Source organism: Thermoplasmata archaeon (assembly GCA_035622275.1).
In the GTDB taxonomy this organism is placed as follows: domain Archaea; phylum Thermoplasmatota; class Thermoplasmata; order Lutacidiplasmatales; family UBA184; genus Lutacidiplasma.
The window spans coordinates 34,370-50,626 of record DASPVQ010000013.1; the positions used below are offsets into that span (position 1 = coordinate 34,370).

Genomic DNA, 16,257 nt, shown 5'->3' on the forward strand with positions numbered 1-16,257 from the left:
TTAATCGGTGTGCCCTGCCGCGCCCCGCGCGCGGCCCGCGGTCGGTCCGGCTACCGCGTTCCCCCAGGTTCCTCGGTGGCCCGGGCGTAATCGCCCGGTGAGCCGTTATATAGCGAGCCCGGGTCGGCTCGCAGGCCGACTTCCGAGGAGATCGATCGATGACGCATCCGGCGGTGAGCCCGCAGGACGAGGAGCGCCTACTCAAGGGCACGACGACGATCGGCCTCGTCTGCAAGGACGGGGTCGTCCTCGCCTCCGAGCGTCGGGCGACCGCCGGCACCATGATCGCGAACAAGCAGACGACCAAGGTCTTCAAGGTCGACGCGAACCTCGGCGTCACGATCGCCGGCATGGTCGGCGACGCGCAGGTCCTCGCGCGTTACCTGAAGGCGGAGGTCGCCCTCTACCGGCTGCGCCGCAACGGGCCGGTGAGCGCGGAGGGCGCGGCGACGCTGCTCGCGAACATCCTCAATGGCAGCCGCTTCTACCCGTACTACGCCTGGCTGATCCTCGGCGGTGTGGACGGCAAGGGCGGCCACGTCTTCTCCGTCGACCCGGCCGGCGGGTGCATCGAGGACCGGTACTGCTCGATCGGCTCGGGCTCGACGTTCGCCTACGGGCTGCTCGAGGAGGGCTACTCGCGCGATCTCGCCACGGCCGACGGCGTCGATCTCGCGCTGCGGGGGCTGACGGTCGCGATGCGACGCGACAGCGCGAGCGGGGACGGCTACATCGTCCACGTCATCACCCCGAAGGACTACCGCGAGCTGTCGGACGACGAAATTAATAAGCGTCTGAAGGCCCTCAAGATTCCGATACCTCCGGTGCCGGCGTAGCCGTTCCGGCCCGGAGCTCGGGCAACCCCTTCGGACCAACCCCTTCGTGGCGCGAATGAGTTTCGACTCTCTGCTGGACCAGACACGACAGGCACTGCGCGAGGTGCTTCCCGAGAACGTCGAGGTCACCGACATCGAGCTGGAGGGACCCCACATCGTCCTCTACACCAAGCAGCTCGACTCGTTCCTCTCCGGAGGCGACCTCCTGCGCCAGATCGCTCAGCGGCTGCACCGCCGCGTGGTCGTCCGCAGCGATCCCGAGGTCCTGATCGATCCGAAGGAGGCCGAGAAGCTCGTGCGCGAGGTGATCCCGCCCGAGGCCGAGGTCAACCAGCTGTTCTTCGAGCCCGAGACCGGCGAGGTGACGATCGAGGCCGCGAACCCGGGCGCCGCGATCGGTCGCGGGGGCTCGGTCCTCAACGACCTCAAGCGGCGGATCGGCTGGGTGCCGACCGTCATCCGGACCCCGCCGATCCCCTCCAAGACCGTCGAGGAGGTGCGGATCCACCTGCGCAACTCCTTCGATGATCGCCGCGCCTTCCTCAAGAAGGTCGGCATCCGCATCGCGCGGGACCCCCTGCCCGAGAAGCTGTGGGCCCGCAACACCGCGCTCGGTGGCTACCGGGAGGTGGGGCGCAGCGCCCACCTGTTGACCACGCAGAACTCCAAGGTGCTCATCGACTGCGGCATCGATCCCGGCTCGGACCGCACGCCGTTCTTCAACGCGCCCGAGCTCTTGCCGCTCGACTCGCTGGACGCGGTGGTCGTGACCCACGCCCACCTCGACCACTGCGGCCTCGTCCCGGTGCTCCTCAAGTACGGGTACAAGGGGCCGATCTACTGCACCGCGCCCACCCGCGATCTGATGACGCTGATGCTCCTCGACGCAATCAAGGTTGTCAACCAGGAGGCGCGCCGCGGCCTCTACGACTCGGCCCAGGTCCGCGAGCTCGTCTGGCGGACGATCCCGCTGCGCTGGGGCGAGACGACCGACATCGCGCCGGACATCCGGCTGACGATGCACAACGCCGGCCACATCCTGGGCTCGTCGATCTGCCACTTCCATCTCGGCGACGGCGACCACAACCTCGCCTACTCCGGCGACATCAAGTTCGAGCGGACCTGGCTGTTCAACCCGGCGACCAACCGGTTCCCCCGGCTCGAGACGCTCGTGCTCGAGTCGACGTACGGCGGCTACCGCGACGTCCAGCCGAGCCGCCAGCAGGCGTCCGACGAATTCGCGGCTCTGGTGACCAAGGTCCTCGCCCGCAACGGCCACCTGGTGGTGCCGGTGTTCGCGGTCGGACGCTCCCAGGAGGTGATGCTGGTCCTTGAGGAGCGGATGCGGGAGGGCAAGATCCCGCGGGTGCCGGTCTACCTGGACGGCATGATCGCGGAGGCGACCGCGATCCACACCGCCTACCCCGAGTTCCTGAACAGCCAGCTGCGCACGCAGATCTTCCAGCAGGGCGACAACCCGTTCCTCTCCGACGTCTTCCACCGCGTCGACTCCGCCGCGATGCGCAGCGGGATCATCGACGGGAAGGAGCCGTGCATCGTGCTCGCGACCTCGGGCATGATGAGCGGCGGGCCGGTGATGGAGTACTTCCGCGGCTGGGCGCCGGAGGAGCGCAACGCCCTGCTCTTCGTCGGCTACCAGGCGGACGGCACGTTCGGCCGGCGCCTGCAGCGCGGGCTCGCGGAGACGACGTTCCTCGACGGGCAGCGCCAGGCGTCCGTCCCGATCCGCCTCGAGATCGCCACCGTGGAGGGGTTCAGCGGCCACTCCGACCGCGTCCAGCTGATGAACTTCGTGGCCTCGCTCGACCCCCGGCCCCAGCGGGTGATCCTGAACCACGGCGAGGAGGCGAAGGCCGTCGACCTCTCCTCCAGCCTCCACAAGCGCTTCAACCTGGAGTCGCGGGTGCCCTACAACCTCGAGGCGATCCGGCTGCTGTAGCCGCGCCGGCGGGACCAAACGATTTATACCGTCCGACCGCCGCTGATAAAGCGCTCACTACGATGCGGGGCGAAGACTCCGGATGACCCTTCCTACGCGCCGCTTCCTCCTGCTCGGCCTCGACGGCGGGACGTTCACGCTGCTCGACCCGCTCATGGAGGCCGGCGAGCTGCCGTTCCTGCGCTCGATGGTCCGGCGCGGGGTGCGCGCGCCGCTGACCTCCGTCTACCCGGCGAAGACGATCCCGGCGTGGTACTCGCTCGCGACGGGGCAGGATCCCGGTCAGCTCGGCATCTACGGCTTCACGGAGCCGACCGAGGGCCCGGGCCACTCCCAGCTCGTCAAGACGTTCCGGCCCGCGGAGGCGATGTGGGACCGACTGTCCCGGCTCGGCGTCAAGGTCGGGGTCCTCAACTTCCCGCTCAGCGCCGGCTACCCCCTCCACGGCTTCGTGATCCCCGGCATGTTCTCCGAGCGCCCGGTGATGTACCCGCGCGAGCTCTCCGCGGAGGTCGAGGGCGCGCTCGGCGCGCCGTACCCGCCGGAGCTGCCCGTGCACCGGGAATCGGATCGCGCGGGATGGCTGGCGCTCGCGACGCGCACGGTGCTCCAGCGCGGTCGATCCGCGGCCGCGCTCGCCGAGGGCCATCGCCCCGACTTCCTGTTCACGCTGTTCCGCGAGACCGACCGGGTCGAGCACCAGTACTGGAACGAGCTCAGCCGGCCGGTGTCGGAGATCCCGGCCGACCTGCTCGGTTTCTGGCGGGCGGTCGACTCCGCGTGCGCCGAGGTCGACCGCGCCTTCCGCTCCGCGGGGGGTCCGGCGGTGACGCTGGTCATCAGCGACCACGGACACGGCGCGATCCAGTCGGACTTCTTCACGAACCGCTGGCTCGAGGCCGAGGGGTTCCTCGTCTTCCGCGACGGCAGCGAGGTCGACGGGCGCAACCTGCTCGCCCGGATGATCCTCTGGAGCCAGCGCCACGGAGCCGGCCGCGTCCTGGCGAAGCCGGTCGCCGACCTGTTGCGGGGCAGCCGGGCGGAGGCCCTGTCGCACCTGCTGAGCGGCGCGGGCTCGTTCGAGCGGATGGCCGAACGCATCGACTGGCACCGGACGCTCGCCTACTCCTACCCGGTTCCCGAGGGGATCTACCTCAACCCGCGCCACCCGGCCGTCACGCCCGAGCAGCGTCCGGCGATCCTCGCCGAGATCCGCCGCCGCCTCGAGGCCTACCCCGACGCCCGGATCGAGGTGCTCGAGCCCGAGAAGATCTACCGCGGGCGCAACCTGCTGCGCGCGCCGTCGCTCCTGATCCGGGTCGACAGCATGTGCACCGAGCCGCGGATGGACTTCAGCTACCCCTCGCCGCTGATCCGCGAGCGGCCGGAGTTCTTCTACGGCTGCGGCACGCACCGGATGGACGGGATCCTGATCGGCGCCGGCGACGGCGTGCGACCGGGCGCGGAGGAGGGACCGCTCAGCCTCCTCGACGTCGCGCCGACGGTCCTCGAGGGGATGGGGGCCGACGTCTCCCCCGCGATGGCCGGCCGATCGTTCGGCCGCCGCCTCGGCCTCGCCGCCTGAGGGCGGTGGACCCCAACGTTTTTCGGCCGCTCCCCCTAGGCGCGCCCGATGGCGTCCCGGACGGTCGACGTCGTCGCCCTCGCGCCGCCCTCCGCGGATCCGTACGCCCCGGGGGCGGCGGCCTGGGGCCTCGCCGCAGCCCTCGCCGAGCGCGGCGACCGGGTGCGGGTGGTCTTCCCGGGGCCCGAGGACGGCGCCCCGGCACCGCCCGGCGTCGAGGAGGCGCCGGTCGAGCTCGCCCTGCGCCGGCCCGGCGCCGCGGTCGAGGCCGCCGAGCTCGCGGGCGCGGCCGCCCGCCGCCTGCGTCCGGAGGTCGAGCTCGTGCTCCGCGACCCGATCGGGCTCGGACGACTGGGTCTGCGGCGGAGCCGGGGGACGGGGCCCCTTCTCGCCGGGTTCGTCCGGGGGCTCGAGCTCGATGCGTTCGATCGCTCGGGCCCCTCGGGCAGCCCGACCGGAATCCGCGACCGCCTGGATCGATGGCTGGACCGCCGGGCGATCCGCCGCCTGGAGGCCGCGGCGCTCGCCGAGGCCGATCGCCTCTTCTACGACACGCCCGGGGTCCCCGCGCTCCTGAAGGAGCGCTACGCGATCCCCGAGAGCCGGTGCCGTGTGGCCCTCCCCGCCGTCGCCCGGCTACCGGACGCGCCCTCGACCGAGGACGCCCGGGCGGCCTGGCGCATCCCGCCGGACGTGCCGGTCGTCGCGGCACCCGCGGCGTTCGAGCAGGCCGAGCCGTCGGGCATCGACCGGGCCCGGGAGGCGTTCCGTAGGGTGCGCTCGTTCTTCCCGGGGGCGCGGCTGATCGTGACCGGCGCGAGCGCACCGGCCGAGGCGCACGTGACCGTCGCGCCCGAGCGCGACGGGACGACCCTCGCCCGGGCACTGGCCGCCGCCGACGTCGCGGTCTTCGCCCGGCGCCTTCCGGGCTTCGACCCGGGGGTGGTCCACGCGCTGCGCGCCGGTCGCAGCGCGATCGTCGGCCCCGGCGTGCGCCTGCCCGTCGAACCCGGCGAGGCCCTCCGCGCGCTGCCCGGCGACGACGCCGGCGAGTTCGCCTCCGTGCTCGCCGAGCTGCTCGCCGACCCGGCCGCGCGCCGCCCGCTCGCGAGCGCCGGCGAGCGCTACGCGGCCCAGTTCGACCCCGCCCGCGTCGCGGCGGGGATCGCCGAGGCGACCCGCCCCGGCGGCGCCTGAGCCCCTAGCGTCCGGGTTCGTCGAGGCGCCACTCCCGGAACCCCCGGCCGCCCGAGGCGCGGCGGACCTCGCCCACGACACCGTCCCAGCGGACCGGGCTCGGCAGCGCTCCGGACTCGAGCGCGTCGAGCACCCGTCGGAAGCGGGCCCGCAGCTCGACGAACGGATCGGGCTCGCCCGGCCGTGCCCAGGCCCGCGGCGCCCGCAGGATGCGCAGCGCGTCGCCCTCGGTCCACCAGAGGCCGACCGGCGCGGCCCGTCCGTCGCGCGTGAGCGCCTCGAGCGCCCGCGCGGTGCGCTCGGAGGCGACGACGACCGCGACCCAGTCGCCCCAGGCCCGCCGCCGCAGCGCCTGCGCCAGGACCGCGCGGCCGTCCGCGACCTTTGCCTCGACCAGGCCGACCTCGTCCGCGCGCCGGGCGACCAGGTCGAAGTAGTCGCGGCCGTCCGGGTCGACCCACACCCGGAACCCCTCTTGTTCGAGGTGGCGCCGGGCGGCATCGACGAGCGACGCCTCGGCGCGGCGGCGCCCGCGGCCCGTGCGGCCGGGGCTCACGCGCCGGACCTCAGGAACCATCGGTCGAGGCGCGCGCGGGGCAGCGCAAGGAAGATCGGGCGGCCGTGCGGGCAGGAACCGGCGCGGCCCGGCTCGGCGTCGAGCGCGGCGAGCACGGCCCCCATCGTCGCCGGTTCGATCTCGTCGCCGGCCCGGATCGCGGCATGGCAGGCGATCGTCGCGGCACGCCGCTCGGCCGCCCCGGGCCCGACCCCCGCGGAAACGCCATCGGCGAGCTCGTCGAGCAGGCCGGCGAGCGCCGCGGCCGCCGCGCGAACGACACGGTAGCTGGGCACGGCGCGCACGAGCGCAGCCTCCGGCCCGAAGCCCTCGACGTCGAACCCCGCGGCGGTCACGGCCTCGGACTCCGCGGCGAGCGTCGCGCGCTCGAGCGCGGTCAGCGTCACCGCGACCGGGGCGACCAGCTGCTGGCGGGCGAGCCGCCCGTCGCGCCGCAGCTCGTCGAAGAGCAAGCGCTCGCTGGCGGCGTGCTGGTCGACGAGCACGAGTCCACCGTCGCGGAGCGCGACCCAGTAGAGCCGATCCACGCAGCCGAGCAGTTCCCAGCGGGCCGGCGCGGCCACGAGGGCGGGTTCCGAGCGCCCCGCGCTCACGTCGAGCCGGGCCTGGACGAGGGACGATCGGGCGGCGGTCAAGGGAGGGGGCGGCATCCGTGCCCGCCCGGCGGGGCTCGGCCGGCCGAGCGGCGCCTCCGACGGGGCCGGCGCCTCGATCAGCGCCTCCCGGACGCGGACGCGCAGCGCGTCGAGGAGCTCGCGCTCGCGGGCGAAGCGCACCTCCCGCTTGGTCGGATGGACGTTGACATCCACCCCGTCGCGACCGATCGTGAACGCGAGCACCCCGACGGGGAATCGGGCGCGCGGCATCGAGTCGCCGTAGGCGGCGCGCACGGCCTGTGGGATCGAACGCGAGATCACCGCGCGGCCGTTCACGGACAGGTAGAGCCCGGTCGAGGTCGCCGCGCCGCTCGCCGGCGCCCCGAGGCACCCCTCGATCCGGCCTCCGGGGACCGGCGCGTCAAGGGCCATCGCGCCGCGCGCCGCTTCCGGCCCCAGCACGCGCGCCGCCGCATCCGTAAGCCGCACGCTGGCCGGGTAGACCGCGAGCTCCAGGTCCCCGGTGCTCACCCGCAGCGCGACCGAGGGCCGGGCGAGGTAGACCCGGGCGAGCGTCCGCACGATCTCGAGCTGCTCGGCCGCGGGGCTCTTGAGGAACTTGCGACGGGCCGGCGTGCGGTAGAACAGGTCGGCGACCTCCACGGTCGTCCCGGGGGCGCGGGGCGCCTGGAAGCGGCCGGCGACCTCGCCGCCCTCGATCCGGATCCCGTGGCCGACCTCCTCGCCGGCGGGCCGAGACAGCAGGCGCACGCGGGCGACCGAGGCGATCGAGGCGAGCGCCTCGCCGCGGAAGCCGAGGGTGGCGATGGCGTCGATCGGCCCGTCGGGGGCGAGCTTGCTGGTCGCGTGTCGCTCGACGGCGAGCCCGAGCTCCTCCGGCGGGATCCCCTCGCCATCGTCCTCGACGACGATCCGCTCGAGTCCACCACCGTCGAGGCGAACGCTCACGCGCTGGGCGCCCGCGTCGATCGCGTTCTCCACGAGCTCCTTGGCGACCGAGGCCGGCCGCTCGACGACCTCGCCCGCCGCGATCCGCTCGATCGTGCGGGGTTCCAGCCGGCGGATGGGCCGCCGTCCGCCCGCGCTCACGGTCCGCGCGGCTCCGCCGCATCGGCCGCGCGGACCTTCGCGCGCAGCTCCGCGAGCGTCCGGTGCGCCTCGAGCGGCGTCATCCGCTCCAGATCGGCGCCGCGCAGGGCGTCGCGGATCGGATCCGCCGCGGCCGGCGCGTCCCCGAGCAGCACCGCCTGTGTGTAGCGCGGACCGCGGCCGCGGCCCCCCCGCGCGGGCGCCGGTCCGATCCCTTCTCGCTCGAGCTCGCGCAGCAGCCGCTCGGCCTCGCGCAGGACGCCGTCCGGCACCCCGGCCAGCTTCGCGACGTGGACGCCGTAGCTGCGGTCGGTGCTCCCCGGCACGAGGCGGTGCAGGAAGACGACGCCGTCGGGCCCCTCCCGGACCGCGAGGTGGGCGTTGCGCGCCCCGGCGAGCCCGCCGATGAGGTCGGTCAGCTGATGGTAGTGCGTCGCGAGGATGCAGCGCGCCCGCGTCGTGTCGTTCAGGTGCCGCAGCGTCGCCCAAGCGATCGCGAGCCCGTCGAAGGTGCTCGTGCCCCGGCCGACCTCGTCGAGGAGCACGAGCGAGCGGGGGTCCGCGGCCCGCAGGATCTCCGCGACCTCGCTCATCTCGACCATGAAGCTCGACTTGCCCCGACCGATCTCGTCCGTGAAGCCCATGCGCGTGAACAGCTGGCGGACGAGGCCGATCCGCGCGAACTTCGCCGGCACGAACGAGCCCGCCTGGGCGAGGACCACGAGCAGCCCGACCTGGCGCATGTAGGTCGACTTGCCGCTCATGTTGGGACCGGTCAGCACGAGCAGCCGGTCCCCTTCCCCGTCGAGCTCGACGTCGTTCGGCACGAAGCCGGCGCCGAGGCCCCGGTCGAGCACGGGGTGGCGCCCGTCCCGCACGACGAGCGCCGTCGAGCCGTCGACCGTCGGGCGGACGTAGCCGCGGCCCGCGGCGACGTGCGCGAAGGTCCCGAGCGCGTCGAGCTCGCCGACGGCCCGGGCGAGCCGGTAGATCGTCCCGACGTGCCGGTCGACGTCCGCGAGGAACGCCTCCCAGCCCGCGGCCTCGGCCGTCCGCGCGCTCTCCCGCGCCTGGAGCACCCGACGCGCGAGATCGTCGAGCGCCTCGGAGGTGAACCGCTCCGCCTGCGCCACCGTCTGGCGCCGATGGAAGTGGGCGGGGACCCGGGCGAGATGCGGCCGGGTCACCTCGAAGTAGTAGCCGAATACCTGGTTGTAGCCGAGCTTCAGGCCCTTGATGCCCGTCGCCTGTTGCTCGGTCCGCTCGAGCGCTGCGAGCGCGTCGAGCGCAGCCTGCTCCTTCGCCCGCTCGCGGTCGACCTCGGGGACGTGACCGGTCCGGAAGAGGCCGCCGGCCTCCTCGCTGGCGGGCAGCACCTCGGGGAGCGCGCGGTCGAGGACCGCCCGTAGCTCGGCCGGTGGGACGAGCTCGGCGGCGAGGCGGCCGAGACGGCCGGTGCTCGGCAGACCCGTCAGCGGACCGGCCAGCGCGGCGACGGCCTCCAGGCCTCCGCGGAGCGTGCCCAGCTCCGGGGGCCGGACCCGACGGCCGGCGACCCGCGACGCGATCCGCGCGAGATCGCCGACGCGCGCGAGGACGGCGCGGATCTCCTCGAGGGCGGCGGGGCGGTCGACGAGCGCCGCGACCGCCTCCTGGCGTTCGCGGATCGCCTCGACCTCGGCGAGCGGGTTCGTCAGCCAGAACTCGAGCGTCCGTCGGCCGGCGGCGGTGACCGACTCGTCCCAGGCGCCGAGCAGCGTTGCGCCCTTTGGATCGTCCGGGTTCATCGGGCGGCGGATCTCAAGGTGTCGCAGCGTCGTCGCGTCGAGGACGAGCCGACGTCCGCCCGCCCCCCGGTCGACCAGCGTCAGGTGGGGCAGCAGGCGCGGCTGGGTGACGCTGAGGTAGGCCGCGAGCCGCCGGTCCGCCTCGAGCGTCGAGGCGGGGGCCGATCCGGCCCGGGGCAGGGAGACCGGGAGCTCCCCCTCCGCGAGCGGAGGGGGAGCGGGCTCGATCCGCGCGCCGGGGAACTCTCGGCGCAGCGCCCCGGCGAGCGCCGCGCTGCGGAGATCGCCGGGCGCCGAGAAGAGGACCTCGCGCGGCTGGAACGGCGCGACCGAGGACAGCAGGCCCTCGGGTCCCGGGCCGTCCGCCGCCCCGTGGAACCACTCGCCCGTCGTGATGTCGACGGCCGCGAACGCCCCGGCCTCCCGGGGGGGATCGACGACGATCGCGAGAAAGCTGTGGTCCGGTCCGCCGAGGAGCCGGTCCTCGACGACCGTGCCGGGCGTCACGACGCGCGTGACCTCGCGACGTACGAGGCCCTTGGAGAAGCGGGCGTCCTCGACCTGGTCGCAGACCGCGACCTTGTAGCCGCGTCGCACGAGCCGGCCCAGGTAGGACTCCACGGCGTGGTAGGGGACCCCGGCCATCGGGGTCCGCTCGCCGTGGGCGTCCGGTGCCCGGGCGGTCAGCACGACGTCGAGCTCCCGGGAGAGCAGGCGCGCGTCATCGCCGAACGTCTCGTAGAAGTCGCCGACCCGGAACAGGACGAGGTGGCCCGGAAAGCGAGCCCGCACCCCCTCGTACTGCTCCATCAGCGGCGTCGGGACGCTCGCCTCGGGCATGGGGACCGCGGGGAGCGGTCCGCGAGATATAATGGCGCGGCGGGGCGCCACGCTGAGGGGGAGATTCGAACTCCCGTGGCGGAATCGCCACCAGCTTTCAAGGCTGGCGCCTTGCCGGACTAGGCTACCTCAGCGCATCCGGCCCGAGCGGGGCTCCCGAGGATAAACCCTCGGATTCGAGCCCGCGGCCGGCGTCGGATGCAGGTGCCGGGAGATCCGCGACAGGTCGTGGGGGCCCGTCGATTCGAACCCGGGTGGTCAGCTTGGAGGGCTGACATCCTACCACTAGATTACACCTGCAGCGCCGGCCGGAGGCGAGGCGGGCGACCGCGGCCCGCGGTTAATGCTTTGCCGCCGGCTCGCGGCGTGCCGGCGCCGTGAGTTCGATCAGCGCGACCCGCTCGAGCACGAGACCCTCCCAGCGGTCGGCCGGGACCGACGCCCGCTCCGCGACGCCGATGCCGAGCCGCTCGAGCGTCGTCGCGTCCACCGGCCGGGGGTACGCCGACGGGTCCTCGGCAAGTTCGAAGCGTGGCAGCAGCCCCCCGGGGTCGACCGGCCGCTCGGCGACGACGACGAACTGCTCGCTCGAGGCCGAGGCGCCGACCTTGGCCAGGGCGCGCGGCAGCTGGTCGTCGCCCGCGACGTAGAGCGCGAGCTCGGCGGCACGATCCCGCAACCGGCTCTCGCCACGGGCCCGGGAGCGTCCGAGATGCGCCCAGGCCGAGAACAGATGGCGCTCGCCGGCGATCGCCCGTGCGTCGAAGACGGCGACGAGCGCGCCGGACTCCTGGGCGATCGCGCGCAGCGCCGTGACGAGCGTCGGAACGCTGGGGACGCCCGGGGCGCTGCGGCGCGCCCCGACGGCGCGCAGCGTCCGCTCCTCGGGTGGGGGCAGCGGCGGCACGGTTCACTCCCGCATGAAGCGGACGAACTCCTCCCGGGTCCGGGGCGCGAGGACGTAGTTCTCGCGCTTCTCGCGCCCGATCGTGGAGGTCGGGGTAGGACCGTAGTCGTGGCCGGGCAGCACCACGAGCGCGTCGTCGAGCGCCAGGAGCCGGCGGTGCAAGCTATCGTACATCTCCGCCGGATCGCCGCCAGGAAGGTCGGTGCGGCCGCATTCGCCGACGAACAGCGTGTCGCCGGTCGCGACGTTGCCCTCGAAGACGTAGAGGACACTGTCCTTCGTGTGGCCCGGGGTGTGCACGACCTCGAAGCCGATCGCTCCGACCTTGAGGGCATCGCCGTCGTCGACCGACACGTCCTGGTGGAGCGGCGCGACCCGGTGAGCGACGACCTTCGCGCCGGTGCGGTCGCGGACGTCCTGGTTGCCGGCGACGTGGTCGGGGTGGCTGTGGGTGTTGAGGATGTAGCGGACCTTGACGCCGCGGGCGTCGATCGCCGACAGGACCGGGTCGATCCCGAACGACGGATCGATCACCACGCCCTCGCCGCCGTCCCGCTCGGCAACGAGGTAGGTGAAGTTGAGGTACGGGCCGACGCGGAACTGATCGAGCAGCACGGGCGCGCCGAGCGGGGCGGCCTATTTGACCCCGGGCTCCGCTCAAGCGCCGCCGCCGTCCGACGGGCTGACCCGCCGGCCGGTGACCCCGTCGAGGACGACGCGGCCTTCGGCGGCCTCGGCGTACCAGAACGGAACGAGGAGCAGCGCGAGCGGGGCGATCCGCAGATCGTCCGCGGCGGGAAGGATCCGCCGGGTCTCGATCACCAGCGCGCCGTCGTGCTGCTCGGTGTGCTCGACGTCGATCGTGTGGTGCCGGCGGATCGCGTCGACGGCGATCGCGAGCGCCGCGGATTCGCCGAGCTGGGGTGCGAGCCGCTGGTGCGGCTCGTCGATCGCCTCCACGAGCTCCCGTTCGCCGTCCTCCCACACCTCCGCCCGACGGCTGATCGCGTTCACCGCGACGAGGCGGTGCAGGACCGCCCCCGGGACCCCCGACGGCGCGAGCGGGCGGATGCGGTACGGGGCGACGTAGAACGGCACGAGCCGCAGGACGTAGCGCGAGCCGTCGATGCCCGCCAGCGCTTCGGCCTCGGTCCGACCGAGGCGCGGTCGGACGATCCGCTCGCCCTCCGGGAGCACCGCGAGCGGAGGACTGAGCGGGGTCGCGTCGTACCCCTCCCCCCCGGGCGCGGCCGGACCGATCGGCGACGGGAGCAGGAGCTCCCCGAGGGCGGGGCCGAGCGTCTCCGGCGAGAGCACCTCGATCCCCCGGTCCGCGGCCATCGAGCGCGCGTGGGCTCCGGGTTCGTCGTCGTAGACGATCGTACGGTGGACGGCGTCGGCCGGGAACCAGCTCTCGACCTCGGCCGGAGATCGCGGCGCGCGCACGATCAGGACGGCGCGGTGGTCGACGCTTCGAACCGCCAGGATCGCATGGTGCCGGGAGTCGAGGCGGTAGCCGGCGGTCTCGAGGAGCCGCCCCAGCACCGAGGACGGCGGAGCCGCGCGCGACATCGTCGGCGTGACCGTAGGGTGGGGGATATCTCGCTTCCGTTCGTCGGGCACGCGCGCGGCATTCGCGGCACGAAACCCTCATCTTCGGCGGAGGCGACGCGCCGCCGATGGGCCGCTACTGGCTCGGCTGCTCCGGCTGGGCCTACGACGACTGGGTCGGCCCGTTCTACCCCGCGGGCACCCCCCCCGGGGAGTTCCTGGAGCGCTACGCCCGCGTGTTCCGCACGGTGGAGGTCGACTCGAGCTTCTACCGCGCGCCGACCCCCTTCCTGGTCCGCCGCTGGGCCGAGCGGACTCCCAGCGGCTTCCGCTTCTCGCTCAAGGTCCCGCGCAACGTCACGCACGACGCCGACGAGGCGGTCGGCGAGCGGGTGCTCGGCGATTTCCTCTCGTCGCTCGGTCCCCTGCGAGGAGCCGGCAAGCTCGCGGCGATCGTACTACAGTTCCCGGCGTCGTTCCGGGCACCGTCGGGCGTCGCGAAGCTCGAGCGCCTCCTCGACCGCGTGCCCCGGGAGGTCCCGCTCGCGGTCGAGCTGCGCCACGGGTCCTGGTGGGTGCCGGCGACCGAGGCTGCCCTCGCCGACCGGGGCGCCGCGCTCGTCTGGTCGGTGGTCCCGGGCACCGAGCCGCCCGCCTGGACGACCGGCCCGTTCGTCTACGCCCGCTTCGTGGGCGACCGCGCGCTGACCCGGTTCGACCGGGTCCAGCGGGACCGCACGCGCGATCTCGAACGGATGCGCTCCCGCTTCGAGGAGGAGGCGCGGGCCGCCGGGCTCGTCTACGCCTACGCGAACAACCACTTCATGGGCTTCGGCCCCGGTACCGTCGCGGCCCTCGCGGGGGTCCTGGGCGAGCCGGCCCCCGAGCTTCGGCGGGCCGCGCACGGCGCGGGCCAGCGCACGCTCGACGGCGGCGGGCGGCCACCGTAGCAGGGTAAGCTTTTTGGCACGTCGGCGCCCCACGACGCTCGGCGATGGGGGAGGCGCTCACGCTCCGGGTCGCGGAGGCGTTCCAGCAGGACATCGGTCTCGGGACCGCCCGCCTCGACGTCCAGACCCGCCAGCGCCTGAAGGTCGGTCTGGGCGACGTCGTGGAGGTCCGCGGCCGCAAGGCGACCCCGGCGATCGTCAGCCGCGCCCAGGCCGACGACGAGGGCAAGGGGCTCGTGCGGATCGAGGCGGTCGTCCGCCGCAACGCCGGCGTCAGCATCGGCGACCGGATCCAGGTGCAGCGCGTCGACTGCCCGAGCGCGGACTCCGTGACGATCGCTCCGATCTATGCGGGGAGCGCGCGGATGGACCTTGGCCCGGGCCTCGAGAGCTTCGTCGCGAAGGCGCTCGCCCGTCGGCCGTTCGTCCGCGGGGACGTCTTCGTGATCCCCGGCGTGTTCCTGATGGGCGGCTCGCTGCCGTTCATGGTGGTCGCCACGCAGCCGAAAGGGATCGTCCAGGTCGCCCCGTCGACGCTGATCACGATCAAGGAGGAGACGGTCAGCGAGACCGAGGTCGCGGCCCCGCGCGTCTCCTACGAGGACATCGGCGGACTCAAGGAGAAGCTCGGCCGCGTCCGGGAGATGATCGAGCTGCCGCTCAAGCACCCCGAGCTGTTCGACCGGCTCGCCATCACTCCGCCGAAGGGCGTGCTGCTCTACGGGCCGCCGGGCACGGGCAAGACGCTGATCGCCAAGGCCGTCGCGAACGAGGCCGGCGCCCACTTCATCGGCATCCAGGGCCCCGAGATCATCTCGAAGTACTACGGCGAGAGCGAGAAGGAGCTCCGCGAGAAGTTCGAGGAGGCGGAGAAGAACGCGCCGAGCGTGATCTTCATCGACGAGCTCGACTCGATCGCCCCGCGGCGCGACGAGGTCGTCGGCGAGGTCGAGCGCCGCGTGGTCGCGCAGCTGCTCACCCTGATGGACGGGCTGAGCGGGCGCGGCAACGTCATCGTGATCGCGGCGACGAACCGCGAGGAGGCGATCGACCCGGCGCTCCGTCGACCCGGGCGCTTCGACCGGGAGATCGAGATCGGGGTGCCGACCCAGGAGGGGCGCCTGGAGATCCTGCAGATCCATACCCGAGGGATGCCGATCGACGGCAGCGAGCGCGAGCGGGAGCGCCTCCTGAAAGAGCTCGCGGCGATGAGCCACGGCTTCGTGGGCGCGGACCTGTCCTCGCTCGCGCGCGAAGCCGCGATGCGGGCCCTGCGGCGCTACCTGCCCGAGATCGACTTCGATCAGCCGATCCCGCTCTCGCTGCTCGAGCGCATGAAGGTCACGGAGACCGACTTCAAGGAAGCCCTCACGCAGATCGAGCCGTCGAGCCTGCGCGACGTCGCGGTCGAGGTCCCCACGACGCACTGGGACGAGGTCGGGGGCGTCGAGAGGGTCCGGCGGATCCTCGAGGAATCCGTCGAGCTACCGTTCAAGAATCCCCAGGTCTACCGCCACATCGGCATCGATCCGCCGCGGGGCATCCTGCTCTACGGGCCGCCCGGGGTCGGCAAGACCCTCCTCGCCAAGGCCGCGGCCACGGAGAGCCAGGCGAACTTCATCTCAGTGAAGGGACCCGAGGTGATGAGCAAGTGGGTCGGGGAGAGCGAGAAGGCGATCCGGATGATCTTCAAGAAGGCCCGACAGGCCTCGCCGTCAATCGTCTTCATCGACGAGATCGACTCGATCGCGCCGCGCCGCGGACTCCAGACGTCGAGCGGCGTCACCGAGCGCATCGTCAACCAGCTGCTCACCTCGATCGACGGGCTCGAGTCACTGGAGCGGGTCCTCGTGATCGCGGCGACGAACCGACCGGACATCATCGACGAGGCGCTCCTCCGGACCGGCCGCTTCGACCGCATGCTGTACGTCGAGCCGCCGAGCGCGGCGGGCCGGGTCGAGATCCTGCGCGTCCACACGCGCAAGATGCCCCTCGCCGACGACGTTGAGCTCGCCGAGCTCGCGGCGCGGACCGAGGGGTACGTGGGCAGCGACCTCGCCGCGCTGTGCCGGGAGGCCGGCCTCACCGCGATCCGCGAGAACCTGAAGGCCTCGAAGGTAACCCGCGCCCACTTCGACGCGGCCCTCAAGCAGGTCCGGGCGTCGTGCGACGCGGACGTACTGCGCTTCTACGAGGAGTTCGAAAAGCACCTCGTGCGCGAGCGTGTCGGGCGCCGTCGCGAGGAACCCGGCCAGGCGATCTACCGGTAGAGAAATCCGCGAAAAATCGGCGGGGCTTCCGCCGGTGGAGAGCGTCCCGGCAAAGCTATAAGTAGGGTGGCAAGGTTCGGCGCCGCGCCCC

At 73.3% G+C, this 16,257-nt stretch carries 12 protein-coding genes and 2 tRNA genes; 6 read left to right on the top strand and 8 right to left on the bottom strand.

The window, feature by feature from the left end:
- The first annotated feature begins 158 nt into the window (after window positions 1-158).
- The 4 genes from psmB (at window position 159) to VEL82_03480 (ending at window position 5,578) form a co-directional block, all read left to right on the top strand.
- Window positions 159-836, top strand: coding sequence for an archaeal proteasome endopeptidase complex subunit beta (psmB, locus tag VEL82_03465; GenBank protein ID HXW66921.1), 678 nt, complete (start codon window positions 159-161; stop codon window positions 834-836).
- A gap of 55 nt (window positions 837-891) precedes the next feature.
- Window positions 892-2,796: a beta-CASP ribonuclease aCPSF1 gene (locus VEL82_03470; GenBank protein HXW66922.1), complete on the top strand. Its 1,905-nt coding sequence runs from the start codon at window positions 892-894 to the stop codon at window positions 2,794-2,796.
- Window positions 2,797-2,878: 82 nt separating this feature from the next.
- Window positions 2,879-4,381 (top strand): alkaline phosphatase family protein, encoded by a 1,503-nt coding sequence (locus VEL82_03475; protein ID HXW66923.1) that lies wholly within the window; start codon window positions 2,879-2,881, stop codon window positions 4,379-4,381.
- Window positions 4,382-4,429: 48 nt separating this feature from the next.
- Window positions 4,430-5,578, top strand: coding sequence for a hypothetical protein (locus tag VEL82_03480; GenBank protein HXW66924.1), 1,149 nt, complete (start codon window positions 4,430-4,432; stop codon window positions 5,576-5,578).
- A gap of 4 nt (window positions 5,579-5,582) precedes the next feature.
- Here VEL82_03480 and VEL82_03485 read toward each other — a convergent pair whose 3' ends face one another.
- From VEL82_03485 to VEL82_03520, 8 genes are all read right to left on the bottom strand, one after another.
- Entirely contained in the window at window positions 5,583-6,134 is a 552-nt protein-coding gene (locus VEL82_03485; GenBank protein HXW66925.1) for a hypothetical protein, read from the bottom strand.
- A complete protein-coding gene (gene mutL / locus VEL82_03490) occupies window positions 6,131-7,861 on the bottom strand; it encodes a DNA mismatch repair endonuclease MutL (protein HXW66926.1) in 1,731 nt (576 codons plus the stop codon). The genes VEL82_03485 and mutL overlap by 4 nt, the downstream gene beginning before the upstream one ends.
- Window positions 7,858-10,488 (bottom strand): DNA mismatch repair protein MutS, encoded by a 2,631-nt coding sequence (gene mutS / locus VEL82_03495; protein HXW66927.1) that lies wholly within the window; start codon window positions 10,486-10,488, stop codon window positions 7,858-7,860. Before mutS ends, mutL begins: the two co-directional genes overlap by 4 nt.
- Window positions 10,489-10,538: 50 nt before the next feature.
- Window positions 10,539-10,622 (bottom strand) — tRNA-Ser (locus tag VEL82_03500).
- 65 nt (window positions 10,623-10,687) lie between these two features.
- Window positions 10,688-10,788, bottom strand: a tRNA-Gly gene (locus VEL82_03505).
- Between the two features lie 40 nt (window positions 10,789-10,828).
- Window positions 10,829-11,395, bottom strand: coding sequence for a KEOPS complex subunit Cgi121 (gene cgi121, locus VEL82_03510; GenBank protein ID HXW66928.1), 567 nt, complete (start codon window positions 11,393-11,395; stop codon window positions 10,829-10,831).
- 3 nt (window positions 11,396-11,398) lie between these two features.
- Window positions 11,399-12,010 (bottom strand): MBL fold metallo-hydrolase, encoded by a 612-nt coding sequence (locus tag VEL82_03515; protein ID HXW66929.1) that lies wholly within the window; start codon window positions 12,008-12,010, stop codon window positions 11,399-11,401.
- A gap of 42 nt (window positions 12,011-12,052) precedes the next feature.
- Window positions 12,053-12,967, bottom strand: coding sequence for a hypothetical protein (locus tag VEL82_03520; GenBank protein ID HXW66930.1), 915 nt, complete (start codon window positions 12,965-12,967; stop codon window positions 12,053-12,055).
- Between the two features lie 107 nt (window positions 12,968-13,074).
- Here VEL82_03520 and VEL82_03525 point away from each other — a divergent pair, with 107 nt between their 5' ends.
- Together VEL82_03525 and VEL82_03530 are read left to right on the top strand one after the other, a co-directional pair.
- Window positions 13,075-13,896 carry a DUF72 domain-containing protein gene (locus tag VEL82_03525; GenBank protein ID HXW66931.1) on the top strand — a complete coding sequence of 274 codons (822 nt, stop codon included), beginning with the start codon at window positions 13,075-13,077 and terminating at the stop codon, window positions 13,894-13,896.
- Between the two features lie 44 nt (window positions 13,897-13,940).
- On the top strand, window positions 13,941-16,166 hold the full coding sequence (locus tag VEL82_03530) for a CDC48 family AAA ATPase (GenBank protein ID HXW66932.1): 2,226 nt from the start codon (window positions 13,941-13,943) through the stop codon (window positions 16,164-16,166).
- The last annotated feature ends 91 nt before the right edge of the window (window positions 16,167-16,257 follow it).